Origin of the sequence: Paenibacillus xylanilyticus, from assembly GCF_047246825.1 — a bacterium.
GTDB lineage: Bacteria > Bacillota > Bacilli > Paenibacillales > Paenibacillaceae > Paenibacillus > Paenibacillus xylanilyticus_B.
On record NZ_JBFOLB010000001.1, the window covers coordinates 435665 to 461776 of the forward strand.

Genomic DNA, 26112 nt, shown 5'->3' on the forward strand with positions numbered 1-26112 from the left:
AGGAGGAAACGTCATGGCACAAATTGTGTTGAAGCAGATTGAAAAAAGCTTCAAGCAGGATAAAGTCATCGAGGGTCTAGATCTGACCATTGAGGATGGCTCCTTTACGGTATTGGTCGGCCCGTCTGGCTGTGGAAAATCAACGACACTCCGCATGATCGCAGGACTTGAGAAAGAAACGGGCGGTGAAATTTGGATCGGAGACCATTGTGTCAATGGAGTAGAACCGGGCAAGCGTAATGTGGCCATGGTATTTCAAAACTATGCATTGTATCCAATGATGACCGTCAAGGAGAATATTGAATTCGGATTAGTGAATCGCAAGGTGCCTCGGTCTGAGCGAGAGCGTCTTGTTAAGGAGATCACAGAGGTGGTCGGCCTTGCCGAGTATTTGAACAAGAAGCCGCAGGCTCTGTCCGGAGGTCAACGTCAGCGGGTAGCCTTGGCTCGGGCTATGGTTAAGAATCCTGCGGTATTCCTGATGGACGAGCCACTTTCGAATCTGGATGCCAAGCTGCGCCATCAAATGCGTACGGAGCTAATTCAGCTTCACAAACGGCTAGGCGCAACATTTGTCTTTGTTACGCATGACCAGGTTGAGGCCATGTCGATGGGAGATCGTATCGTCATCATGAATAAAGGGCGTATTCAACAAGCAGATCGTCCAATGAAAATCTACGATGATCCGGATAATGTTTTCACAGCCCAGTTTATCGGTACACCGCCGATGAATGTGATTGATCGTGAACGTATCCTGCCTTATTTAAATGGGCAGCTTCATGATGATATTGGGCAGGTTGGTTTTCGACCAGAGAAAGCAACGATGACACTTGAGAACAGACCGCAGACGGGACATGTTCAATTCACGGCCCATATCATGACACGCGAGACACTAGGGGCAGAAATCATCTATCAACTGGATTCCGCGCTTGGACCTGTTGCCGTGAAGAGCTTTTTGAAGCCGTTGGAGTCAGCCTCCGAGGTAAACGTCATGGTCTCCATGCAGGATCTGTACTATTTTGATCGGAACGGAGTCCGTGCTCGTCAGCATGAGCGGTCTGAAGCTAGAGAGCTCATTGTCCTGGGAGGGAAATATTCATGACCGTTTGGTCCAGATTCCGTCCCTATGTCATGGTGGCTCCCTCTATCGTGATTTTCTCTATTTTCTTCATTTATCCGATCTTTTATATGATCTTTTTGAGTTTTTACAATTGGGATTTTATTAATCCGGTCAAGGAGTTTGTGGGCTTCAACAACTTTGTCGAGTTATTTAAGGATAGTGCGTTTCTTCAGGTCCTGAGCAATTCCTTGAGCTATACGCTTCTTTCCGTATCCTTATCCATTGTGATTTCGCTTCTACTTGCGATTTGGCTGAATCGGGAAGGGGCATGGTTCGGGTTTGTTCAAGGTGCACTATTTAGTCCACATATTGTTTCGCTAGTATCTGTATCCCTGGTGTGGATGTGGTTGATGGATCCCAAATTCGGTTTGCTTAACGGTTTGCTGAATATGGTTGGTTTGCCCAAGCTGGAGTGGCTGAGTAGTCCCGACAGTTCATTACTGTCGCTTGTGCTTGTTTCGGTCTGGAAAGGCGTGGGATACAATGCTCTCATCTTCATCGCTGGTCTCCAAAGCATTCCGAAGGATGTGTATGAAGCCTCGGCTCTGGACGAGGCCAATTGGTGGCGGAAGTTCTACAAAATTACGCTGCCCATGCTTTCGCCGACGCTGTTTTTCTTGATTATCATTAATTTGATCAGTTCATTCCAGGTGTTTGAGACCATTGCCATCATGACCAACGGGGGGCCGGTCAATTCAACCAACACGCTCGTCTTTTACATCTACGAGTACGGATTCCGCTATTTCAAGATCGGTTACGCTTCGGCTGCAGGAGTTATACTGCTCGTTGTCGTTGGTTTGCTTACGCTGGTCTACTTCAAGTTGCTGAGCCGCAAGGTTCACTACCAATAGAAAGGAGAAGGGAAATATCATGGCAAGAAAGTCATTGCTGCGTATCCTGAATATTATTGCCACGATTGTACTGGTTGCGATTTTTGCTATCCCTTTTCTATGGATGATATCAACATCACTGAAGTCTTACCCGGAGACCGTGATCTTTCCACCCAAATGGATTCCCTCCAAGGTGATGTGGAGCAACTTCCAAGCGGCGTGGGAATCGGGGCCTTTTTTGAAATATCTAATGAACAGCGTTGTTGTATCGGTCAGTATACTCCTTCTTCAATTCACAACCATTATATTGGCTGCCTACGCGTTTGCAAGGTACTCCTTCAAAGGAGACAAGCTGCTATTCGGGATAACGATGGTGACCTTGATGATTCCTGGTCAGCTCATTTTTCTGCCTGTGTATTTGCTGCTAAGCAAGTGGGGACTCATTAACAATTTGCTGGCACTCATTCTTCCTTTCTCTTCCAGTGCCTTTGGCATATTCATGCTGAGGCAGTCATTCAAGCAAGTACAGGAAGAGCTTATTGAAGCGGCCCGGCTTGACCAAACGCCAGAATGGAAGATCATTCTCAAGATTATGGTACCGATGGCTCGTCCAACGCTGGTGACCTTTGCATTGTTCAGCTTCATTGCGCACTGGAATGATTACTTCTGGCCGCTCGTGATGACGACTTCCGATGCAGCCAGAACGCTTCCGATTGGGATCTCCAAGCTGCGCGAGGTTGACGGAGGAGCCGCCTGGCACATTTTGATGGCTGGAAACATGATTTTGGTCGTTCCGATTCTTATTGTTTTCTTATTCGGACAACGGCAAATTATTAAAGCATTTGTCTATTCGGGTGTGAAGTAATCCAATTCATAGGAGGGTTTATCCATGAAAAAATTTGGTTCTATTTTGTTGGCAGCAACACTTGCACTAGCTTTAACTGGTTGTGGTGATTCCAATTCCGCGGGTTCAACCGATAATGCTGCTGCTTCTGGTAGTTCGAATGGCACGGCCAATAAACCGGTAGAGATTACATATTGGTACTCATGGGGGGACAAGATCGCTGAGAACAATGAGAACTTGGTTAAAATGTTTAATGAGTCCCAGGATGAAGTCATTGTGAAGGCGGAGTACCAGGGATCTTATGCAGATCAGCATTCCAAGGCACAAGCTGCTTTTGCGGCGGGCAATGCACCCGAAGTTTGGCAAAATGAAATTGCTTCAGTTGGTGTGTTTGCCGAATCCGGCATGACGCAGGAGTTGACTTCATTTGTTGAAAAAGATCAACTTGATATGGAAGATTTCATTCCAGGGCTAATGGGAAATTCCTATGTAAACGACAAACTGTATGCTCTTCCATATTTGCGGAGTACACCCATCCTGTATTTGAACCGTACCATGCTGAAGGATGCGGGACTTGATCCTGCTGGACCGAAGAATTGGACGGAATTTGAAGATTATGCACGCAAGCTAACGATTAAGGATCAGCGCTACGGTATCTCGATGCCTGTTGATATTTGGTTCTATGAGGCTTTTGTTAAACAGAGCGGAGGAACGATGATTAGCGAGGATGGGAAAAGTGCGGCATTCAATAATGAAACCGGAATTGAACCGGTGAAGTTGTGGCTGAAGATGAAGGATGAAGGCATCATGAGCATTGGTACGACTGATGATGCAGGTACACAAGCCAAGACGGATTTCCACAATCAGCGTTCAGCCATGATATTTGCTTCCACTGCAGATTTGACCAATAATATGAAAGTTGCAGAAGAGCAGGGTTTTGAACTGGGGACGACATTTATGCCTGCGAATGATACGTATGGGGTTCCAACAGGTGGTGCCAACCTAGTGATGACTTCCGGCCTGTCTCCAGAAAAGCAGGAGGCGGCGTGGAAGTTCATTAAATGGATGACCGCCAAAGAGCAAACGATATATGCAAGCTCCTTCACGGGATATTTGCCTAGCCGAATCAGTGCAGTGGAAAGCGATGAAATGAAGAAGCTTTATGAGGAAAAGCCGCTGTTCAAGGTGGCGGTAGACCAATTGGAATACGCGGGTCCACGCCCAATGCAGAAGGTGTATCCTGAGATTGGTGAGATGATTAAGGATGAGATTCTTCGTGCAGTTGTGGATTCGTCCATAACGGCAGAGGCAGCTATAGCTGAAGCAGCGATGAAAGCCGATGCCCTACTGAATAAGTAGAGTTATGATTTAAAAACATTAAGGCGCTAGCCCGCTTGTGTCCGGCTTAGCGCCTTGGCACGCTCGGCATGAGTGATAACTTGTTTATCGAGGGATATGAGCATCATCCCATTGAAGTCGCTATTTTAGCGGCTTTTTTGACTTTATTGTTACATGGTTGTCCCCAGGGTAAGACAAGGCGCGAATCAAACGTTTTTGAATCCTTTGAGGAACAGAGAAATCACGGACATTGTTTCCTCAAACGAACCTTCATTCTGGTTTTGTGCAATCCACAAGGCCGATTCATTGAGAGCACCTGAAATAAAATGTGTAAGTGCTTCCAAGGGTACAGGCTTCAAAAAACCTTGGTCCTGCATGAGACGCAATTGGTCACGCAAATGTCGCATAGAGTTCTTTTCGTCCAATTGGCGCCAGGTTTCCCAGCCTAGTACGGCTGGCCCGTCTATAAGCAGAATCCGTCTTATCCGCGGTTCGATAGCTGCCTTGATAAATGCACGGCATCCAAAATCCAACTGCTCCCATGGGTCTACGCTTTGGGATGCTTCGGCTTCGACTCTCTCCCCGATCTCCTCATGTATAGACTCTAATACAGCTTGAAATAACCCTCGTTTATTTCCAAAATGATGATACAGAGCACCTCGTGTCAAGTTGGCGTCAGCGACAATCTCCTCCATCGGTGATTCCGCGTAACCTCGCTCCGTAAAATGTTTTCTTGCCACTTGAATTAATAAATCAATCGTCTCTAATGTTTCTTCCTTATTTTTTCTTATATCCAATCAATCTCCTGTTAAAGTATGTCTTATAGCCAACCGGCGGATATGGGGTTCTAAGCCCGTCGCCAGATGTTAAAGAGTTGTATCCTATTTTCGAATGCTTAATTAAAGTGAGCCTGTACATTCGAACGTTTGCTGTTTTGTAGAAATAGCGTTCCTAATCAATCCTTGCTCGTATTCGTTCTCAGCTCCGGTAATTATTAAGGATTCAGGTAGCTAGCCGAGAGCGAGATTTTATGTGACTGATACGCGATGACGGCCCGCTTCTTCAATTCAAGCGGGCCTGTCTGATCGGCTACAACAACAGCAAACATTGTAAAGAAGACTCCCCATGAAGAGTTATAGTTTGAGACACAATGTTCAAGCTTTATCCGAAATAGGCTTTAAAGCAATGTTTGTTGTTTTTTGTCTGTCTATTCCCATAACTTCTCATTGTACTGATCGCTAAATGAGGAGGAAGGAGGAATGATTTTGATGACATCAATTAATATGCCGTTTGGATCGCTCGTGATGAAATGTCGCTGTCCAAATAATTCATCGCGTAGATCGATCTCTATGGGTAGTTTCTCTCGAATGATCAGTCTTTCATATTCCTCATCTACGTCATCCACTTCAAAGTTGAGAATAAGGCCCTTAACCAAGTTACGATAATCTTCGGGTATAGTAGGGTGTCCTGACTCCAGTATCGCCAACTCGAACGATGTCTGTGCATCTTTGGTCAATCGTAGACTTACATACCAATCTGCTTCGAAAACCTTCTCAAATCCGAACAAATTTCGATAAAACTTCTCGGTAGATGCCACCTGTTCCGTCATAATTACAGGATAAAAACTCATCACTTTCAAAAGCCTTCCTCCTTTAGCTATTTGATAGAAGCATTTTAACATACATACAGAATGTATGTAAAATAATATTAACGATTTCATTTCAATGTGGTTGTCTGCTTTTGTCCAACCATCAAGGCAGGGCATATCCAATTTGTAGGGTCATTACGCGAAAACATTAGAACTTCGCTAGCTGCATAAATTGACTATCTCGTTGAACTAATTGGATAAAAAAGATAAGTAGCTAGACTACACATATTGGAACTTTATAGTAAAGTGTAGGAGCGGTGATCAATATAAATTGAGGAGGCAACAAATATATTATGGTCAATGACCTAAACCGAAAACGGGGTCCTTTTTTATTAAAGAAAAATCAAGTTCTGCTAGCATCTCCGTTTTTTGTTTCAGCATTAATCGGAGTTATATATGGATTTATGATCATTGATGAAACTATAGGTGGATATATAAATAAAGTATGATTTAATCCCTATCGTTGTAATTACTAGATCATTACGCTAACGGAAGGCGACAACCCAATAAAACCATTAAAGCAGCCGACCAATGTGATCAGATGCTTAATCCAACTAATATGCAGATTAGTGCAACATTTCGTCTGATGAAAAAGTCAATAAAGTTGTACAAAATATCGTCATAAGAAGTAGGTGGAAAAATTGAAACTTCGTTTACTTACGTTAATATTTCTTTTCACTACCGTATTTTTTATTTCAAAAGGACAACATGCTGAAGCTTTGTCCTGTGCTGAGTCGCGAAGTTCCCAAGAAGCGTTAGAGAGATATAGTGGAGCTGTTTACGGTGAAGTGAAGCAAATAAAGGTCGACTTGAAGCAAGAGGGGCTTATAGGAACTAAAGAGAAAGTTAGATATATTTTAGTGGATGTTGGAAGGAGTTGGAAAACTAAAGTTGACTCTCAAATCATTGTCGCAACTGACTTCACTTGGGGTTTTGATTTCAAGGAAGGCAAAAAATACTTAATATACATTAGCGAAATGGATGGTGAATTAAGCAGTAGTCCGTGCAGTTCTACAATCGAAATGAATAACCTTAACCAAGCAACTGAACTATTCGGTGAAGGATTCGGGCCAAAACAACAAGTGAACTTAGAACACAAGATGTGGTTTATGTTCGATCAGGATATAGATTTGTATATCGTAATGGCGCTGGTATGTGTGGCGATCACCGTCTTTTCATGAGAGCAAGAAAGAAAAGGGCTAAGTGAATCTGGCTGCGTTACCGGAAACGATAATTCGAATACATCATGGCGAGTCTCCCTGCTGTAACGACTGACCGTATCCAATAGCCAATATTGCGGTAGAAACTGAGCGGCATGCTGCAATAACACTGGTATCGTATGGCTGCAATGTTGCAGAATTATTCTTAAAATGCAGTGTTTTAAATGGACCCACTGCTCTTTTAAAATTTATTTTTTTTACATATAAAAATTTTGGAGAAAAATGTCGAAATTTAATAAGCAACGTTTTTTCACTCTTTGAGTGAATGGTTTATTTCAGGCACATTTAGGGGGCACTAATTTGAAGAAGAAACTACTTTTTAAAGTCATGACAACTACCGCTTTGCTCAGTTCAAGCATCCAGCCTGCCTTCGCTTCAACGGATCTGACCGATATCCATGGTTCGTATGCCAAAGATGCCATTCTGAAGCTGGCCGAGGCCGGAATTGTCAGTGGGAAAGGTGACGGCAAGTTTGATCCAACCGGCAAAATAAACAGACAGGATTTCGCCATCATTCTTGTCAAAGCTTTAGGTCTGGATGTGGACAGCGCGCCTGTAAAGCCGACCTTCTCAGATATTCCGGTAGACAACTACTCCTACAAATATGTTGAAGCCGCTATTAAAGCAGGTTTAATCAAGGGACTTGGAAACGGTACCTTCGGCTTGGGACAAAATCTCTCCAGGGAGGATATGGCAGTGTTGTTTGCCAGATCGTTAAGCTATACTGCGGGTTCCGATATTACAGTCGGTAAAGGGTCGCAGTTAACATTCACGGACGCAAACTCCATCGCAGATTATGCTAAAGATTCGGTAGCAGTAGCCGTTGAGCTTGGACTGATTAATGGAAACGGCAACGGCACCTTTAACCCACAAGGCAATGCCAGTCGTGAACAGGTCGCTTTGGTGGCCAGTAAATTTCTGTCAGCCCAGCAAAAAATAAAAGAGGATATCGCGAACCAGCAGTCCGAGGAGCAGGAAACTCCAGCACCTCCAAGCACAACGCCTGAGCCAACGACTCCGGTTACCTCCGGCAGCTCAAACAGCGGAAGCAGCAGCGGCAGCTCTGGGAGCCCGGCAGCTCCAACCGATAGCTTAGCTCCAACCGTGGCCATCATGTCATCCATACCTGTTCCGGTTGGCGGGAGCGTAAGTGTAACGAGCACGGAAATGGGTTCTGTTTATTTGGTGCCTTTTGAAGGCATTCCAGCGAACGTATCTGGGCTGGACACATTAGTGACAGAGCATCTTGCTGTCAAGGGAACCGTTACGGCAGCCAATTCCCAAACCTTGATTTCAACTGAGGGACTGGCTGCCGGAATATACCGGGCAGTTGCGGTTGATGCAGCGGGCAATGTTTCCGTACCTTCGACCGCGTCGATTGAACTGGTTGAACTGGTAGAGAACACAATTCAGACAACTTCAATCGTGTTCTCGGATGCGAGCACGATTGTGTTGAATTACGAGGAGAAGTTGGACCCAGCCCATAAACCGACTGCCTCTAACGAGGATTGGGATACCATTACCTCAGATCTGGTTGTTAAAGGCCTAGATGGGGATGTACCTTACCCTATTCCATTAGAAAATGAGGATGTCACGATTTCTGGGAACCAAGTAATCATTAAACTTCATGACCCGGTGCAAGTCGAAGATAGCCTGTATATCTCATATCAGCCTCATGCCGAGGAACATGCTCTTCGCACGTTATCCGGGAAGAAAGCCCAGTCAATTAACGAATACAAAATCCAATACACAGAGAATAATGAATCCACACTATCATTGTCTCTAGCACCGAATGCTTCTTTTGTAGTTAATGCTTCGTTAGAAGTTAATGAACCGATTACATTATCTGTATCACCAAATCCAGAAAACTATAACAAGCGCAGCATTAAAAACTTAATTCAGGTAAAACGGGGCGAAACGGTAGAGAACTTCCAATACAATGTCGAAGATAACGATTTTGATATTATCGATGCGGAGGATCATGTGCTGGGCAGCGTAAGTATCACTTCCAGCTCAAATGCACTGTCGATTGCTCCAAATGGAGACGGATTGTCTATTATTCCTTCTAACCTTATATCGGAAGTGAGCACTCAGCTTGTATTCACACTTCACGAGGAGGGAAATGATCAATCTAAAGAGGTTACGCTTCCCGTTACGATTGATCAGAAGAAACCAACCGTAACAGATGTTACCTATGATAACGGCAAAGTTACTTTGGATTTTGATGAACCTATTTCCGTTCCGTTCGGCTCGGTAAGCAGTCCTACATTGGAATATTCATCTACAGGGGATTTCACAGCAGAAAATAGAGTGATTCTAACTGGGAACATGTTAGATATTAGTAGTCCGGAAACAGATTATCATTACTCCTTGGTTAATAATCAGCTAGTAATCTTACTGACAGATGAAGCCTTCACACGATATGGCTTTGCATCCCCCGGAAGATTCCGAGTAACTCTTAACGGATATCAAGATTACGCGAAAAACAACTTTGATCAGAATCAGTGGGAAGTGTCTATTCCCGCGATCCAGGATTGAGCCAGCCAGCCCGTTTGGAATTTGTTATCTTTCAGAGGGCTATTCCAAACGAATTTCACGCGTATCTTTCCATAGAGCATCGCTCAGTCCTTAAGCAAATGCCGCATTTCTACGCTGCTTTGGGCGTATTAATCGAAGGGAAGCCGGTAGGAATTTCATTAATCCACCTTCCTGCTGTTTCTCAGCGGCCGGCAAAGCTGCTAGATTTTTATATAGACGAGGCTTTTCGCCGGCAAGGAATTGGTCGAGCATTAATGAATCAGCTTTGCCTATTACTAAAGAAGGCGGGAGTTCAAGAACTGAATGTTGAATATCTGAGGAGTGAAAGGGATCAAACCATGTTATCGCCTTTTTTCCAAGCTTGCGATTTTGATCTTCCGGTTCCCGGTATTTATGTATACAGTTCATCCTTACAGGTACCACAAGAGTTTTCTTGGGTAAAACGCTTATCTCTGCCTGAAAGCTTTACAACGAGTCCTTTCCATTCAATTTCGTCTGAGGAGCGGGACCGGATTAAAGTGGGGGTTGGAGAATGGTACCCCTCAATTTTGGACCCGTTTGCAGATGAAGAGTTGATCGACAAAGGCCGAAGTGTTATTCTGCGCCACAATGGCGCGGTTGTGGGCTGGTTGATCTTCGAACCTTTTGACGACAAGACCATTCTATGTAAAACCATGTTTGTTCGTAATCCTTTTCAGCGTATGGCCAGAGGTGTAGCATTACTGGCAGAGGCAAGCCGGAGGATGGCAACGGATCCGGTTTATACAGAATTGATCTTCTTTGTGGAAGCGGAAAATCAACCGATGGTGAAATTTCTTAAGAAACATGTTTGTTCTCAACATATTAAAGAAGAAATTTTATGGAGAACACATAAGACGCTTGATTAGAATTAACAATATATTTACTCCTAAAGTTAAGCCTCGGCTTAACTTTTTTTATAACAAGAGGTAAGCGCGGACCTCGACCAAGAAGGGAAATGGACAATCGACTATCCGGCATGATCTGTGCGTAGCTGTTAAATCTCTGAACGATTTTTAGTAAATGGGAAACATGAGACAAATCAGAGTGGGTCAGAAGGGCTTTTTATTTGTCCTAATGGGCAAGTTAGATCAACAATTAAACGCATGATAAAATGCAGATAATGGTGATCTCATGAAGGTGAATTTTAATGTTAATAAATGTTTTTTTCGTTCTTTCAAATGATTAAACTAGAGGAAAGCAGTTGTTCAAGCAATCGATGAGAGAAGAGGGGAAACCGAAATGAAGACGATCAAATGTATGATGGATCACCTGTACTGGGCGAACGGACGCATCTTGGACGCGCTTGAGGAGAGTGAGACGAAGAACAAGGACCTTCTGAAGCTGGTTCGGCATGTCGCGATCGCGGAACGAGTCTGGCTCTCCCGATTGCAGGGTAAGGCCAGCGCGCAATATACGTTATGGGAAGAAGCGGAAGACCTGACGGAGATCCGGACGATGTTCGAAGAAAACGCCGAGCAATATCGCGTCTATATCGAAGGGCTCCAGGAATCCGATTTGGACGAAATGATCGACTATGCGAACCAGAGCGGGGATCCGTTCCGAACGTCCGTCAGGGACATCCTGTCGCAAGTCCTCTTACATGGTCAATATCACCGGGGACAGATTAACCGGGTACTTCGGATCGAATCGGTAGAGCCTGTACAAATCGACTACATCACGTTCGCGAGACTCTAACAGGCCTGACAATCCCCATTACTCTGAATGGAATTGGTATTCAACTAACGGGAAACGTTAGTTGAACGTATCAAGGGAGCAGTTTGCTGCGGCAGCTGCCCCCTCTCTTTTTTTACGGGCAGGATAGTTTGCTGAATTCTTTGTATTTAACATAGTTATGCTAAAGTAACACAGGAGGGATGGGAATGCGAACAGGACAACGTATTGGAGTAATCTCTTCAATTTGCTCCATGATACTATGGGTTATATTAGTTTTATTCAATCCTTACACTCATGAACGTGCGGAGATTGATGTTATAATAAGCACGTTATTTTCGCTTTTTATTCCAGCTTGTTTAGCATTGTTAGCATCCATTATCCAAAAGCCATCACTTATGTTTATTGCATTTCTCTGGTCACTTCCTATCAGCCTATATATGACGATGACCCCGAGTATTTTTAAAATGTTTGGAGCTACTTCTTTTATATACCTCATATCCGGTATTTTGACGAAGTGGGGAATTAGGTCCCGACTAAAGCGGATTAACTAGGGAAAGAATTGACTATGACTCATTGGGAATATGTTTTCCTGCAAACGATACGTTTATATTAATCATTACGAGGGGAGGGGAAGTCAATTCGTTATTTGTACGAGTTTATACAGCATCAGGACGACCTACCCATGAAGCTCTTTGTGAACAGCGTGAAACATGTTGACTTTCATTGGCATAAGGAAGTTGAAATTGTGTATGTCCTGCATGGCTCAATCATCATGTATTTGGATCAAAGGCAGTACACGCTCCATGAAGATGATGTTGTTGTGGTAAACAGTATGTCTGTCCATAAGATTGAGCGGACCAGTCATGACAATGTGCTTCTGACGTTGCAATTCGGTCCGGAGCTGCTGAACAATAATGCGTTTATCTCCTGCAATTCTGCTCTGAATAACGTTGGAGATGAATTACGTTTAACCAGCATCAAACAAAACCTTGCGCAAATGGTATGGGAAATCAACAAAAAAACGCAGGGTTATCAAAACTATACGTTAGGAAGACTGCAGACGTTATGCGGATGCCTTTTGCGATATTTTGCCGACGGGACGAAGCTGGAGGCAGAGGAGAGCAGCAAGGAGTACGATTATAAAAGGCTGAACAGGGTCCTCGCTTACATTGACAGCCACTACAATGAGAAGATTACGCTGCAGGATATGGCGGCTTCCGAGCATTTGAGCATGCATTATTTCTCCCATTTCTTTACCGACAAAATCGGAATTCCCTTTCAAAAGTACTTAACGCTCATTCGCCTGGAGAAAGCTCAGGCCCAACTGACAGGGAGCGAGAAGAAAATTTCGGAAATCGCGTTGGATTGCGGATTCGCCAATGTGAAGCTGTTCAACAAATACTTCAAAGAAAAGTACGGCTGCACGCCAGGTTCATACCGCGAAGTGTCGCTCGCGCCGGAATACCAGAAACTGAATCAGAACCGAAAACCCAAAACGTACGAAGAATCTTCAAGCGGGGATTATTATGAGATGGACACGTTAAACGCGATGGGATCGCTGTATCGGTATCTGGATGTGAAAACGGAAACGGAGCAGGCGTTGCTCCCATCCTCGAAACCCCAGATGGAAGAGCAACACGTGATCGAGATACAGAAAGATCATACTACAGTTGCTTATGAAAAGCACTGGAACATCACCATGACCGCTGGCAGAGCTGCAGAAGGTTTGCGTGAAGATTGGCGGGGGCAGCTGTCCGAAATAAGAAAACGAATCCCGTTTCAATACATCCGGTTTCACGGCATATTTAATGATGAGATGATGGTGTACAGCGAGAATGAGGACGGAATGCCAGTCTACAACTGGTCCTACGTGGACAAGCTCTATGATTTTCTTCTGGATCAGGGGGTCCGGCCATTTGTGGAGTTAAGTTTCATGCCGAGTCTACTTGCCAGGTCCACTGATACGGTATTTCGGTGGAAAGGGAATATCAGTCCACCATCCGATCCCGCCCGGTGGGAAGCACTTGTGTGTGAATTCATTCGTCATTGTTTAAACCGATATGGGGCACAAGAAGTGAAGAAGTGGTATTTCGAAGTGTGGAACGAGCCAGACTTGGCAGGAGTATGTTGGGCAGGGAGCAAGGAAGAATACTTCGCTTTTTATGAATCCACCGTTCGTGCCATCAAATCGCTGCTGCCCGAACTGAAGACGGGAGGCCCTGCCATGGGTTACGGATCCCTTTGGAACGATACTTGGACTGAAGAGTTTTTGGCATATTGCCAAAAGCGAGAAGTACCCTTAGACTTCTTTTCATTCCATATCTATTCGGAGTATCCGAAACTCAAAATTGAAGAAGATCGTCTGACCAAGATCATGCCTCCTTCTTTTTATAAAGACAGCATTGAACGTTTACGTCAAAAAATGAATGCGTCATCGTACGGACAGGTTGAGCTTCATGTGACAGAGTGGAATTTTTCACTGTATGACCGAAACTTGCTCCACGATACGATGTTTATGGCCCCGTTTGTTATTTACCACACCATGAATACGCTTGGTGACTTAAAGGCGATGGCTTTCTGGTCCTTTACTGACGTTTTCGAAGAAAGCATCGTTCCGGCTTCACCGTTCTATGGAGGTTTTGGTCTGATCAATCGCGACGGGCTGAAAAAGCCGGCGTATTATGCGTTTGAGCTAATGCAGAAGTTGGGGGACGAGCTGCTTGTTCAAGGAAATGGTTATCTCGGTACTCGAAAAAGTGATGGAAGCATGCAATTCCTGTTCTATCATTACGTACACGTAGATCAGCTGTTTGCAAGTGGAGACTGGTCGGAATTATCTGATTCAGCCCGTTATGATGTGTTTGAGAAGAAAGGAGACAAAGCATTCGATCTCAAACTACATAGTCTCACAGGAACGTATAAATGCACCACGTATCGACTGGATCGGGAGCACGGATCGGTATTTGACGAGTGGATCCGCATGGGATCACCCAATTTTTTGACTGAAGAAGAGATCTCATATCTAAACGGCAGAAGCGGTCCGGTAATCCGAACAGAGATTGTGCAGGATCAACATTGGCGCAAAGAAATTCTGCTCCCGCCGCATGGTGTAGCGCTGCTTATACTCGAACGGCAGTATTAAATGATTGTGAAATTTTCAACTCAAGGCATCCTTTCCGTAAGGGAGGGATGTTTTTTGTTGTTTATTTCAAGCCCAAGCAGACATGATAGAACTATAGGCATGAAGAGGACAAAAAACGAACCAAGATGCGGCAAGTTACGACAAGAAAGCGTTAACATATAACTTTATACTAGGGTTGTAGCAGCTAAGAGGAAAGTAGGGGGAGTTTGGATGAAGCGTTTTATGAAATGGATGACAGAATCGTTTGCACCCAGATTGGAGGCGTTTACGAACAATATTTGGGTTTCTTCGATTCAAGAAGCGATTATGGTCGCTATTCCGATGATCTTTATCGGTTCGATCATTACCTTAATTTCGATTTTACAGGATTTCATTCCGGGAATGCCGGACCTGACGCCTATAACAACATTCAGTTTTGGTTTGTTGGGTTTGTTTATTGCTTTTCTGACGCCATATGTAGTCATGGAAAAAAGGGATCGCCACAAAATTAAGCTGCTTGCGGGCATGTCGGGGGTCTCCCTGTTCGTTATGCTGCTTAACCCGACGGTGAATGAAGATGGAACCATTCAGTTTATCCTTGAACGATTTGGTCCATCCGGCATGATTACGGCGCTCCTGGTGGGGGTGTTTGTTGCACTTGTCATGAACGTATGCAATAAATTTTCGTTTTTTAAAAAAGGATCCTCTCTTCCCGAGTTCATCATGGACTGGTTCGATTTTCTTGTCCCGATTGCTTTGGTGTTAACGACGGGATGGCTGCTCGTATACCAGCTTCATTTTGATATCTTTGCACTGATCGTAAGCGTATTCGAACCCATTAATGCCATGGGGCAGAGCCTGACTGGGTTTGTCTTGTTTAATTTCATTGGTGTTGTGCTGTATTCCTTCGGCGTAAGTCCATGGGTCATGACACCGATTTGGTACGCCATATGGATACCCGCAATCGAAGAGAACGCTGCTCTCGTCGCGGCAGGGCAAGATCCAGTCAATATCAATACCTTCGAAACCTTTTTCTCCGGCTGGCTTGGTATTGGGGGAATGGGAGCTACCTTGCCACTCGTCGTTTGGTTCCTGCTGGCCAGATCGAAAAAGTTGAAGTCTGTCGGCAAGGCAACCATTATCCCGTCCCTGTTCAATATTAACGAGCCAGTTGTGTACGGAGCACCGATTGCTTTCAATCCGCTTCTTATGGTACCGATGTGGATCAACGGACTGATCACACCGATTATTGTGTATTTGGCGTTAGATATGGGTTTTGCAAGAATTCCGAGCCAAATCTTTCAATTGTGGTATACGCCAATCGGTCTGTCTACGTACATTATGTCCGGCTTCAACGGACTCATTTTGCTGGCAGTGATCCTGCTGATTGTATTCGTTGTCTGGTTCCCGTTTTTCAAACTGTATGATGCTCAAGAACTGAAAAAGGAACAGGAACAAAACTGATTAAAAAGGATGGATTATTATGAATAAAGCGATGAATGAATTGCTGGCGGAAATGACTCTTATTGAAAAAGCCTCGATCTGCGCGGGATTAAATATGTGGATGACAAAAGGAATTGAGCGGTTAAACATCCCGCCCGTTCATATGTATGACGGAACAAACGGGATTCGTAAAACGAACAGTGACGAAGAAATGGGCATCACAACAGAGAATGTTCCCGCGACCTGTTATCCAACAGGATCTGCGATTGGCTCCTCTTGGAACACGGAATTATTGCATGAGGTCGGCGTAGCGCTGGGCCGTGAATCAAAGGCTATGGACGTGGAATTGTTGCTCGGGCCAGGAGTAAACATGAAAAGGACACCGCTTGGCGGGAGGAACTTCGAGTACTATTCGGAAGATCCATGTTTGACGGGTGAACTCGGCGCAGCTTTCATTAACGGCATCCAAAGTGAGGGGGTAGGCGCTTCCCTCAAGCACTTTGCAGGTAACAATCAGGAGTTTGAGAAAATGGTGACCAGTTCGGAAATTGATGAGCGGACGCTGCGCGAAATTTACCTGAGCGCTTTTGAACGTATCATCAAAAAATCCGATCCTTGGACGGTCATGTGCTCCTATAACTTGCTGAATGGAACATATACAAGTGAGAACGAACATTTATTGAATGACATTTTGAGAGAAGAGTGGGGTTACGAGGGCGTTGTCCTGTCCGACTGGACTGCTGTTAATGACCGGATACGCGGGCTGAAAGCTGGACTTGATCTGGAAATGCCAGGACCTGCCAATTATAATACCAAAGCGATCGTGGAAGCCGTTCAAAACGGAACACTTTCTGAAGAACAGCTGAATCGGAGTGTGGCCCGCATTTTGAAGCTGGTTGAACGGGTGACGGGCAAGCAATCCACGGCCACGGAATCATACGAAGACCAGAACTATCATGCGCTTGCACGTAAAGCCGCGGCTGAAAGTATTGTGCTACTGAAAAACGAAAACGCCATTCTACCGCTGCAGCAGGAATCGATTTCTTCGATTGCGGTGATTGGGCGGTTTGCCAAGAAGCCCAGAATTCAAGGGGCAGGCAGTGCCAAGGTAACCCCAACAAGAGTCGATATCCCTTGGGATGAAATAAAGGGACTGGCCGGAGCCTCAGTTAAAATGAGCTATGCCGAAGGATACCCGGAGGATGACTCCATTCAAGAAGACCTGATCGAGGAAAGTGTATCTTTGGCCATGAATTCCGATGTGGCGGTGCTGTTCGTTGGTCAACCGGAGTATGCCGAATCGGAGATGCACGATTTGAAGAGCATCGATCTTCCAGAGCATCAAGTGAAGTTGATTCAGGCAGTTGCAGCTGTTCAGCCGAAGTGCATCGTGGTGACAAGCAGTGGCTCCGCTCTTGTCATGCGTCCATGGGTGCAGCATGTGCCTGGTGTTATTCATTCCTGGTTATCGGGCCAAGGGATGGGGAGAGCGATTGCGGAAGTATTGTTCGGACAGGAAAACCCGTCAGGCAAATTATCCGAGACCTTCCCCGTGAAGCTGTCGGATAACCCGTCCCATATGCGGATTCGGGGAGAAAACGGCAAGCTCTATTACCGCGAGGGCCTATTCGTAGGCTACCGATATTATGACCGCAAAGAACTGGCACCACAATTCCCCTTCGGTCATGGCTTATCTTACACTTCGTTTTCATATACGGACCTCGAAGTAGCTCAAGGAGACGAAGGTGTTACGGTGTCCTTTCAACTAAAAAACACGGGCAAGCGAAAAGGGAAGGAAGTCGTCCAATTGTACGTGCATGATGAGGAATGCAGCTGGACCCGCCCGGAGAAGGAATTAAAAGCTTTTGCCAAAATCGAGCTTGAGCCGGGTGAACAACGAAAAATCGTCTTTGAGCTTGAAGAGAGAGATTTCTCATATTACAACACCAAGTATAGCCGTTGGGTTGCGGAGAGTGGATTTTTCCAAATTGCACTGGGCAGCTCATCCAGAGACATCCGGATCACGGAACGTTTGTATTGCAACTTCGGAAAGGAAGAGATAACGTTCCACAAGTTCAGCCTGCTCAGTGAATGGTTGAGCGATTCTGCGGCAAAAACGATACTAGAACAGTGTCTGGATGAAATGAACAAGCATGTCACTGACAAGGTTTATCTAAACGAGGAATTCGTTGGATTCTGGGAAGACTTCCCTGTGGTCAAATTGTTCCAGATGTTTGGTCAAAATTGGATGAATGAACGGTCGCCGGATGAAGTCATCCACGATCTTATCGCTCGTGTCGAGAAGGCGCGGAATGTTTAATATTTTTAAAAACCATCTGTTATAGATGGTTTTTTTCCTTTTTTTTTGAACTAGGGCCACAACATATTGCCATACAAAGTCGCTAGTTTCGCATGATTTTTTAATGGTGCAAGTGCTTGTCCTGATACAAGTCCCAAAATGTGTTCCTTTTTTGGTAAGAAAATAAGTTGAAATACTGGTATTTAACAAACCTAGGGATTGGTTACAGATTTTAAGGGGAAATTTCCATTGTCAATAGACTAAACTTTTACCCTAGTCAGTTCTTAACTAAGCTCCCTAAAGAGATGTGGATATAACAAAGTGTAAATAATTCTTTACTGTTCGTTCTAGAAATGATATGCTAAAAGCCAGTTAGAGTTAATATTTTTTTGAACATTAGAGAACGATCATTCTAAAAAGTTTTGAAATTTAATCAGCTCGTGATGAAGGGGAGAATATGATGAAATACACAGTGATTACAGGAGCAAGTTCAGGGATTGGATATGAAACGGCATTGGCATTTGCCGCACGTGGCAAAAACCTGATTTTGGTAGCCAGAAGATTGGATAAATTGGAAGAGCTTAAATCAACCATTCAAAACATTGATGCCGAATTACAAGTCATTGTTCATTCAAGTGATCTGTCTGTTACAGCAGATGCGTACACACTGTATAACGATCTGAAGAAATATCAAATCGAGACGTGGATCAATAACGCAGGGCTTGGAGAAGGCTCATTCATTGCTGATCAGAGTTTGGATAAAGTGGAGACTATGTTGCGTGTTAACATCGAATCCTTGACCATCCTTTCTACTCTGTATGTGCGAGATTATGCAGATGTCGAAGGCACCCAGCTAATCAATGTATCTTCAGCACTTGGATATGCTATTGCTGTAGGCAGTGTTGCTTATTCTGCATCAAAATACTACGTTAGTGCTTTTACTGAAGGTCTTGCCAAAGAACTGGAACTGAAAGGTGCAAAACTAAAAGCAAAGATTCTCGCACCAGCGATAACGGAAACGGAGTTTGTGAATAAATCACTGGACACTGAAGAGTTTGATTACAAAGCAAATATGCCAAAGTACCATACGGCTAAGGAGATGGCAGGCTTCATGATCGAACTTTATGATCATAACGAAGTGATAATTGGGATTGTAGATCAGAATTATGATTTCCATCTAAGAGGCCCAATCTACCCAGTGATTTCAGAATTGAATTAATACATCTGAAGATTACAAATGATGAGGTATGCCCGATTGGGGGAATACATGAGAAGAATTAAAGTCGTAAGAGGTACTAAACTAAAATAAAGCGTGAAACTGGCGTACAACTAAATATTGTGCTCCATTTTCTTACTCTATTAGCACGGAAAGAGGATGTTGAAATGAGAGCAGCTCAAATACAGAGGTATTCTAAAAGTATCCAAGTGGAAATCAATAAAATTGACATACCACAGATCCATAACCGTGAGGTCCTAGTCAAAGTAAAAGCTGCAGGTGTAAATCCACTGGATATTATGAATATGAACGGCAGCGTTCGGATGATTGCTGACTATAAACTACCCTTAACTTTAGGCAATGAACTATCTGGCGTTATTGAAGCCGTTGGTCGTGATGTTTTAAATTTTAAAGTGGGGGATGCAGTATATACGAGGTTGCCGCTTAATAAAATTGGTGCTTTTGCTGAATATGCAGCTGTGCATGAAGAAGCTTTATCCCTGATGCCTAAAAATTTATCATTTATTGAAGCTGCTGCAGTACCCTTGACTGCGCTAACTGCTTATCAGGCATTACATGATGTACTGCGAGCCGAGCCGAACAAAAAGCTGTTCATTCCCGGAGGAACCGGAGGATTCGGTGCGATGGCCATCCCGATCGCCAAGTCTATGGGTTTGACGGTGATTACAAGTGGCAGCGAAAGAGGGAGAGCACGTACACTATCGATCGGGGCGGATCAATTCATTAATTATCAAACAGAGAATTATGCTGAAATCCTGTCCGGTATTGATTATGTGATCGATACTTTGGGTGCTGATGAAGTCAAAGCTGAACTGAGCATTTTAAAACCACATGGGAAATTGGTTTCTTTGAAAGCTGGACCCAATCATCGCTTTGCAGTAGATAATCAATTTCCGATCTGGAAAAGAGCATTGTTTGGTCTCGTCGGTGCTCGCCTGGATTCTTTAGCACGAAAGAATCAAAATGAATATCGTTTTCTATTTGTGCACTCCAGTGGAAGCCAATTGCAAGAAATCACAGCCCTTGTAGAAAGAGAAAATATCAAGCCCTCAATCGATTCAATTTATACGTTTGATGACATTGAAAAGGCGTTGAATAAAGTGTCCACGGGTCACTCCCAAGGCAAAGTGATCGTGACCTTCTAATCAAAAAAGTTGATGAAGGAACAAGAAAAATGAGGCATAAAAAAGATGACCCCTGATAATTCATGGGTCATTTTTGACAAAAAAATAAATTGAACGCAAAAAAACGCTGTGATATAATCGATAGCGTCATTGAGAAATGTAATCCGGATATGTATTATTCATTATTCCTACTCTTAGTATACATCTGGGAATTGGATTTGTCAATGCTCTTTTTTGACCCGAAAAATGGAAAAAGGAGTGGCTTAAAAATGGTGGAAACGAAGAGTTGGCAACAAGAACACGAACGGCTGGAATTGGTCAAAAACAAACTGCAGGTGAGGATCTCTGAACTGGAGCCGGAAGTTGCCGGACTGCATGATCAGGCTACGGACATCCGCAAGCGGTTTTGGGAAGAAGTTACGATGAACACAAGTACCAACGAAGATTTCGAAGAGTCTTTCTATACGATTAACCAACAGTCTGCAGTATTGGCTGAAAGGGAGCGTGGCCACCAGCGTTTGATGCAGCAATGGAAAAGCATGAAACGTCTGCTCCCATCTCCTTATTTCGGACGCATTGACTTCCAGGAGAAGGGAATCAGCCTCAGGGAGCAGATCTACATCGGCGTATCTTCCTTCGTCGACGAGGACGGCTTGAGTTTTCTGATCTATGACTGGCGTACCCCCATTGCTAGTCTGTATTACGACTCCTCTCCCGGACCGGCTTCTTATGTCACCCCATCCGGAACAATCGAAGGGAAGATGGAGCTTAAACGGCAGTTCCAGATTCAAAACGGGAAAATTTGCAACATGTTCGACGCGAGTGAAACGATCGGAGACGATTTGCTGCAGCAAGTGCTTGGTAACGGTGCAGACTCGCAAATGAAGAGCATCGTGGCAACGATCCAGAAGGAACAAAACGCCATCATCCGCAATGACAAAAGTCGAATGCTTATCGTGCAGGGAGCTGCAGGAAGTGGTAAAACTTCTGCAGCTTTGCAGAGGGTGGCATACTTGCTGTACAAACACCGTCAGACCATCAAGGCGGATCAAATTGTTCTTTTTTCGCCAAATCCGATGTTTAGTAGCTATATCTCTACCGTCCTTCCGGAACTCGGTGAAGAGAATATGCAGCAGACAACGTTTCAAGAATATTTGGACTATTGGCTGGAATCCACCTTACGGCCGGAGGATGCCTTTGACCAGATTGAATATGTCCTGACTGCACACGGAACACCGGGGTATGAGGCTCGTCTTCAGGGGATCGGGTATAAAACGTCCGAGACTTTCTTGCAGGCACTGCAGAACTATGGACTATGGTTGGGACGGGAAGGCATGCGATTCACTGGGATTCGGATACAGGGACGCGATTTAATTACGGCCGAGCGGATGAATGCAAAATTTTACGGGTACGACGATACCCTGCCGCTAATCAATCGCGTTGTTCTCTTGCAGGAATGGCTGCTGAATGAACTTGCCTCGCTGGAACGTCTGGAACGGGAGGCCCCTTGGGTACAGGAAGAGTTGAATTATTTGGATACCGAGCAGTACGTCGAGGCTTTTGGGATACTGCATAAGGAGAAAGAAGTATTTGACGTTGCGGAACGATATGCGGCAATTCTTAAGAATAATAAGACCCAGCCACGAGGGGATGAAGGCGACTTTGATTTCACTCAGAGAGAGGAGGAGCTGCTCCGCCGAGGGATTGTCAAAGAATACTTTAAACCCTTAAGGAAAAGTGTGAAGAAGTTCTCTTTTGTAGATGTCAAAGGCATATATGGCCAATTATTTGTCGACGAGGCAGCATTTCAGGAGAAAACGAATGGAGCTGGCGTTCCGGGGTTATGGTCAGAGATCTGCAGGCAGACCAAGGAAATGTTGGATCGAAACGAGTTATTTCATGAGGATGCGACCCCGTATTTGTATGTAAAAGAATTGATTGAAGGTGTCCGGACGAACACGGATATTCGGTATGTTTTCGTAGATGAGGGTCAAGATTATTCGTCGTTTCAATATGAATATTTGAAAAAATTGTTTCCTCGTGCCCAAATGACGGTGCTCGGAGATTTCGGGCAAGCGATCTTCATGCAGTCTACAAGTTTGGCTGGGGACAATTCGCCGCTGGTCCGCCTTTTTGGGGAAGCCGACACAAGTCTGTTCTGCCTTTTACGCAGCTATCGTTCGACTAGAGAAATCGTTGAATTTACAAAATCGATGCTTGCGGACGGCGAGGATATTGTACCGTTTGATCGCAAAGGGCCTAAACCCCTTCTGACCAAATTGGACAGCAGAGAGAACCGTGATTCGCAAATTCTGGCAGACATCGCTGCACTAAGGGGCAAGGGCCTTGAATCCATCGCCATCATTACGAAGACCGCCACCGAAAGCCGCGAGGCCTATGAATCGTTACGAAGTCAAGGAAACGATATGCTGCAGCTCATTACCAAAGAGACGATGAACTTTGAAAAAGGAGTGATGGTCATTCCCGTCTATCTCGCCAAAGGTGTCGAATTCGATGCAGTCCTGGTTTACGATGCTTCACCAGAAGCTTACGGGTTGGACAATGAACGCAAGCTGTTATATACCGCATGTACGCGGGCGATGCACCGGCTTCATCTCTATACGACTGGTGATTGGTCGCCGTTCGTGCAGGCATTACCTGTTAATTTATATGAAATTTCGCCTCACACAGCTCGATGAGCAGAAAATAAGAAGCATGTTAGCCTTGGTTGTTAATCAGCCAAGGCTATTTTTTACAGATCATATGAAAGGATGTAGAGGGATACAGTGCTTGTACCGATTACCGAAGGAATGATTGCGATTTTAAAGGCTCAGCAGAGATTAGACAATTCCTTTGTCCATCGCTTTGCCGATCAGCGTAGCGAACAGGCTGTTGGACCAGGCGAACCACTCGCGTGAAAAATCGGAGGGGTCATCCGGGTGAAAGCCTTCGTGCATATATCCGGTATCCGCATCGGTCCGGACAAGCATATCAATTAATTCTTTGATCTCCTCATCATTATCTGCTCTCAGCGCCTGCATGGATAGAGCCATGTGCCACACATAACCTCCCGGCGTATGTGGACTACCAATGCCTTTGGCATGTTTACCCTCGAAGTAAAAGGGGTTGTCGAAGCTGAGAGCAAACCGGCGGGTGTTCTGATAAATTTCATCCTCCACACCTACATAACCAATATAAGGAATAGACATCAGTCCCGGTGTACCGGCATCGTCCATCAGTGAATAATTACCGTATCCATCCGTTTCGTAAGCGTAGATTCTGCCATATTTCGGATGATTCACAATTCCGTAAGTGCGGATGCCGAAGTCAATTTCCTTGCGAAGCTTCGCAGCCCGGGCCGCCAGTCTTTCGTCCTCATAGATTACGCTTGCGATCTCGCGGATATAGTCCAGAATCACCACAGCGAACATATTGGATGGAATGTTATAACCGAACTCACAGCTGTCATCGCTTGGGCGGAAGCCCGACCAACTCATGCCGGTGTAGTTGACAGGCATGCCGCGTCCGTTATTGTACAAAGTCTCCGTATCCTGAAGCGTCTGCCGGATGAAATGGTAGGGCGATTTCTCCCCGTGATACTGCTCCGTTTCAATCACGTTCACGATGGAGGTTAGCGCTTGGTAGCAGGCGGGATCAAAAATATTAGTCTGTTCCGCTTCCTTCCAGTACATATAAGCCAGCTGTACGACGAAGCAGAGGGAATCCAGCTCGTATTTGCGCTCCCACATCCACGGGTTCAAATTGCAATCATCCGTAGCCCGGTAATGCTTGTCGCTTGCCGTTTCATTGAAGGCATTCGTGTATGGATCAATGTTGACATAGAACATCTGCCGGGCGATTAGGCCGCGGAGAATCCGCTGAAGCTCAGGATCGTTTTTGGCAAACGGAATGTAGTGGCGTACCTGCTCCGTAGAATCGCGCAGCCACATGGCCGGGATATCCCCGGTGAATACGAAGGTAGTACCGTCTTCAAGCAGCTTAGTTGTTGTCTCCAGCGTATTCGGGAAGCAGTTGCGGAACAGCTGCTGCAATTTCGGGTGATGCGCGAGCCGTTCATCGGCTTCAGCAAGATACGCGGTAATGGAAGCTGGCATGTTCATAATCTAATTCCTCCTACATAGTTAAGGTTAAGGTTGTGCTGCTTACAGGGCATAGGTGACTATTGGACTTTGCCGACGGAGCTGCGGAGAATTCCCTCATCCAATATTTCCGCATGTTTCCGCCGTTCCAGAGTTTCACTGGCATGTACAGCTGTACCATTTCCAGTCCCAAGGGGTGTGGGAGAGATCAGGTAAGCAGTTGTACGATTCATAACAGAAACCTCCTAATATCACCAGTCCATGTTTTAACCTTGGCATTCGTAGCAAATGTTTGCATACCTGCCCGGTGATCACAATATGTAACTTTTGCAGGGTGAAATGAGGTTCATAATTCACATATTGCAGCTATGCTCCAGCTACAGCCACCGATAGCAGGGTATGCCGAAAAGTACCGCAGCAGCGCGGTTTTGCACTCACTTAACATGACAATGCACAACCTACATATTTACTGTGTCAGCTTTGTTTCACTACACTTTGAGTTGTAAGCGCTAGCATGAAAGGGATCAACAAGAATGCGAGGCAGCTACATGAATTTATGTAACGAAAACTAACATAGAGAGGAGTGGGAGAATGAAGGGGAGTCATGCGGCAGTATCCGTAAAACCTTCATTGAAGAACAAATCCCTAGGCAAAAGAATCTGGAAAAATTGGGAGCTCTATCTGTTCATGCTTCCCGTAATGTTGTATTTTCTCGTTTTTCATTACGGTCCGATGTACGGCATTCAGATTGCTTTTAAAAATTTCGTACCTTCGAAAGGAATTGCAGGCAGCGAATGGGTTGGTTTTGACCATTTTGAACGATTCTTCAATTCCTATTTTTTCTGGGATTTGCTCTGGAACACTTTCAGTATCAGCTTCTATGAACTTGCCATCGGGTTTCCGCTTCCGATCATTCTCGCGCTGGCATTCAATGAGGTCCGCAACGGTCCGTTCAAGAAATCGGTCCAGACGGTAACCTATGCGCCGCATTTCATTTCTGTCGTTGTTATGGCAGGAATGATCATTACCTTTTTATCACCCTCGAGCGGAATGATTGTCAGGTTCATCGAGTTTCTGGGCCTTCAACCAGCGGAGTTTCTGACGGATCCGGCCTGGTTCAAGACGGTGTATGTCTTCTCGGGCGTCTGGCAGAGCACCGGGTGGGGAACCATTATTTATCTCGCGGCTCTGTCAGGCGTAGATCCTCAGCTGCATGAAGCGGCTATTATGGATGGAGCAAGCCGATTTAAACGGATGCTGTATATCAATCTGCCGACGATAGTGCCCACCATTACGATCATGCTGATCTTGAATATGGGTAATATACTGGGCGTTGGCTTCGAAAAGATTCTGCTGCTGCAGAATTCGCTTAATATGGAGGCTTCCGATGTAATTTCCACCTATGTATACCGCGCCGGCCTGGTGAACGCCCAATATAGTTTCTCAACGGCTGTCGGATTGTTCAACTCGGTAGTCAACGTTATTCTGCTTGTTACTGTCAACCAGATTGCCAAACGCACCAGTGAGAACAGTCTCTGGTAGAAAGGAGTTGAAG

The 26112-nt window shown here is 44.9% G+C and carries 19 protein-coding genes; 15 read left to right on the top strand and 4 right to left on the bottom strand.

The genetic code is table 11. The features are described from left to right. Nucleotides 1-13 precede the first annotated feature (13 nt). From AB3N00_RS01850 to AB3N00_RS01865, 4 genes are read left to right on the top strand one after another with little or no spacing between them, the layout of a single operon-like run. Entirely contained in the window at nt 14-1102 is a 1089-nt protein-coding gene (locus tag AB3N00_RS01850; protein WP_413033030.1) for an ABC transporter ATP-binding protein, read from the top strand. Then, nucleotides 1099-1971 carry a carbohydrate ABC transporter permease gene (locus AB3N00_RS01855; protein ID WP_413033031.1) on the top strand — a complete coding sequence of 291 codons (873 nt, stop codon included), beginning with the start codon at nt 1099-1101 and terminating at the stop codon, nt 1969-1971. Before AB3N00_RS01850 ends, AB3N00_RS01855 begins: the two co-directional genes overlap by 4 nt. A 19-nt stretch (nt 1972-1990) precedes the next feature. Further along, complete coding sequence (locus AB3N00_RS01860; RefSeq protein ID WP_413033032.1) at nt 1991-2815, top strand: carbohydrate ABC transporter permease; 825 nt, start codon at nt 1991-1993, stop codon at nt 2813-2815. Nucleotides 2816-2839: 24 nt separating this feature from the next. Continuing rightward, nucleotides 2840-4153, top strand: coding sequence for an ABC transporter substrate-binding protein (locus tag AB3N00_RS01865; RefSeq protein WP_413033033.1), 1314 nt, complete (start codon nt 2840-2842; stop codon nt 4151-4153). Nucleotides 4154-4338: 185 nt separating this feature from the next. On the opposite strand, the gene AB3N00_RS01870 is transcribed toward AB3N00_RS01865, so the two are convergent. Continuing rightward, nucleotides 4339-4923, bottom strand: coding sequence for a TetR/AcrR family transcriptional regulator (locus AB3N00_RS01870; RefSeq protein WP_413035167.1), 585 nt, complete (start codon nt 4921-4923; stop codon nt 4339-4341). A 416-nt stretch (nt 4924-5339) separates the two neighbouring features. After that, nucleotides 5340-5771 (bottom strand): VOC family protein, encoded by a 432-nt coding sequence (locus AB3N00_RS01875; protein WP_413033034.1) that lies wholly within the window; start codon nt 5769-5771, stop codon nt 5340-5342. 641 nt (nt 5772-6412) lie between these two features. Between AB3N00_RS01875 and AB3N00_RS01880 the strand changes: the two genes are divergently transcribed. The 10 genes from AB3N00_RS01880 to helD all read left to right on the top strand — a co-directional run bounded on the left by AB3N00_RS01880 (nt 6413) and on the right by helD (nt 23156). After that, complete coding sequence (locus AB3N00_RS01880) at nt 6413-6961, top strand: hypothetical protein (protein ID WP_413033035.1); 549 nt, start codon at nt 6413-6415, stop codon at nt 6959-6961. A gap of 339 nt (nt 6962-7300) precedes the next feature. Beyond that, complete coding sequence (locus tag AB3N00_RS01885; protein WP_413033036.1) at nt 7301-9538, top strand: S-layer homology domain-containing protein; 2238 nt, start codon at nt 7301-7303, stop codon at nt 9536-9538. Beyond that, nucleotides 9535-10425, top strand: coding sequence for a GNAT family N-acetyltransferase (locus tag AB3N00_RS01890; protein WP_413033037.1), 891 nt, complete (start codon nt 9535-9537; stop codon nt 10423-10425). The genes AB3N00_RS01885 and AB3N00_RS01890 overlap by 4 nt, the downstream gene beginning before the upstream one ends. Before the next feature lie 373 nt (nt 10426-10798). Further along, nucleotides 10799-11254, top strand: coding sequence for a DinB family protein (locus AB3N00_RS01895; protein ID WP_413033038.1), 456 nt, complete (start codon nt 10799-10801; stop codon nt 11252-11254). Between the two features lie 661 nt (nt 11255-11915). Then, entirely contained in the window at nt 11916-14375 is a 2460-nt protein-coding gene (locus AB3N00_RS01900) for a GH39 family glycosyl hydrolase (RefSeq protein WP_413033039.1), read from the top strand. A gap of 210 nt (nt 14376-14585) precedes the next feature. After that, nucleotides 14586-15818 (top strand): PTS sugar transporter subunit IIC, encoded by a 1233-nt coding sequence (locus AB3N00_RS01905; protein ID WP_413033040.1) that lies wholly within the window; start codon nt 14586-14588, stop codon nt 15816-15818. 19 nt (nt 15819-15837) lie between these two features. Then, nucleotides 15838-18117: a beta-glucosidase gene (locus AB3N00_RS01910; RefSeq protein ID WP_413033041.1), complete on the top strand. Its 2280-nt coding sequence runs from the start codon at nt 15838-15840 to the stop codon at nt 18115-18117. A 439-nt stretch (nt 18118-18556) separates the two neighbouring features. Continuing rightward, a complete protein-coding gene (locus AB3N00_RS01915) occupies nt 18557-19315 on the top strand; it encodes an SDR family NAD(P)-dependent oxidoreductase (RefSeq protein ID WP_413033042.1) in 759 nt (252 codons plus the stop codon). 164 nt (nt 19316-19479) lie between these two features. Further along, nucleotides 19480-20478 (top strand): NADP-dependent oxidoreductase, encoded by a 999-nt coding sequence (locus AB3N00_RS01920; RefSeq protein ID WP_413033043.1) that lies wholly within the window; start codon nt 19480-19482, stop codon nt 20476-20478. Nucleotides 20479-20726: 248 nt separating this feature from the next. Then, complete coding sequence (gene helD, locus AB3N00_RS01925; RefSeq protein WP_413033044.1) at nt 20727-23156, top strand: RNA polymerase recycling motor HelD; 2430 nt, start codon at nt 20727-20729, stop codon at nt 23154-23156. Nucleotides 23157-23297: 141 nt separating this feature from the next. Here helD and AB3N00_RS01930 read toward each other — a convergent pair whose 3' ends face one another. Continuing rightward, entirely contained in the window at nt 23298-24578 is a 1281-nt protein-coding gene (locus AB3N00_RS01930; RefSeq protein ID WP_413033045.1) for a glycoside hydrolase family 125 protein, read from the bottom strand. Nucleotides 24579-24637: 59 nt separating this feature from the next. Further along, nucleotides 24638-24790 carry a hypothetical protein gene (locus AB3N00_RS01935; protein WP_413033046.1) on the bottom strand — a complete coding sequence of 51 codons (153 nt, stop codon included), beginning with the start codon at nt 24788-24790 and terminating at the stop codon, nt 24638-24640. 358 nt (nt 24791-25148) lie between these two features. Between AB3N00_RS01935 and AB3N00_RS01940 the strand changes: the two genes are divergently transcribed. Next, complete coding sequence (locus AB3N00_RS01940) at nt 25149-26099, top strand: ABC transporter permease (RefSeq protein WP_413033047.1); 951 nt, start codon at nt 25149-25151, stop codon at nt 26097-26099. Nucleotides 26100-26112 lie beyond the last annotated feature (13 nt).

Excerpts from the sequence above, each read along its gene's own strand:
- AB3N00_RS01860 (WP_413033032.1), top strand. The coding sequence starts at position 1,991 with ATGGCAAGAAAGTCATTGCTGCGTATCCTGAATATTATTGCCACGATT.
- AB3N00_RS01865 (WP_413033033.1), top strand. The coding sequence starts at position 2,840 with ATGAAAAAATTTGGTTCTATTTTGTTGGCAGCAACACTTGCACTAGCT.
- AB3N00_RS01935 (WP_413033046.1), bottom strand. The coding sequence starts at position 24,790 with ATGAATCGTACAACTGCTTACCTGATCTCTCCCACACCCCTTGGGACT.
- AB3N00_RS01915 (WP_413033042.1), top strand. The coding sequence starts at position 18,557 with ATGAAATACACAGTGATTACAGGAGCAAGTTCAGGGATTGGATATGAA.
- AB3N00_RS01850 (WP_413033030.1), top strand. The coding sequence starts at position 14 with ATGGCACAAATTGTGTTGAAGCAGATTGAAAAAAGCTTCAAGCAGGAT.
- AB3N00_RS01920 (WP_413033043.1), top strand. The coding sequence starts at position 19,480 with ATGAGAGCAGCTCAAATACAGAGGTATTCTAAAAGTATCCAAGTGGAA.
- AB3N00_RS01910 (WP_413033041.1), top strand. The coding sequence starts at position 15,838 with ATGAATAAAGCGATGAATGAATTGCTGGCGGAAATGACTCTTATTGAA.
- AB3N00_RS01895 (WP_413033038.1), top strand. The coding sequence starts at position 10,799 with ATGAAGACGATCAAATGTATGATGGATCACCTGTACTGGGCGAACGGA.
- AB3N00_RS01940 (WP_413033047.1), top strand. The coding sequence starts at position 25,149 with ATGAAGGGGAGTCATGCGGCAGTATCCGTAAAACCTTCATTGAAGAAC.
- AB3N00_RS01855 (WP_413033031.1), top strand. The coding sequence starts at position 1,099 with ATGACCGTTTGGTCCAGATTCCGTCCCTATGTCATGGTGGCTCCCTCT.
- helD (WP_413033044.1), top strand. The coding sequence starts at position 20,727 with ATGGTGGAAACGAAGAGTTGGCAACAAGAACACGAACGGCTGGAATTG.
- AB3N00_RS01905 (WP_413033040.1), top strand. The coding sequence starts at position 14,586 with ATGAAGCGTTTTATGAAATGGATGACAGAATCGTTTGCACCCAGATTG.
- AB3N00_RS01930 (WP_413033045.1), bottom strand. The coding sequence starts at position 24,578 with ATGAACATGCCAGCTTCCATTACCGCGTATCTTGCTGAAGCCGATGAA.
- AB3N00_RS01900 (WP_413033039.1), top strand. The coding sequence starts at position 11,916 with ATGAAGCTCTTTGTGAACAGCGTGAAACATGTTGACTTTCATTGGCAT.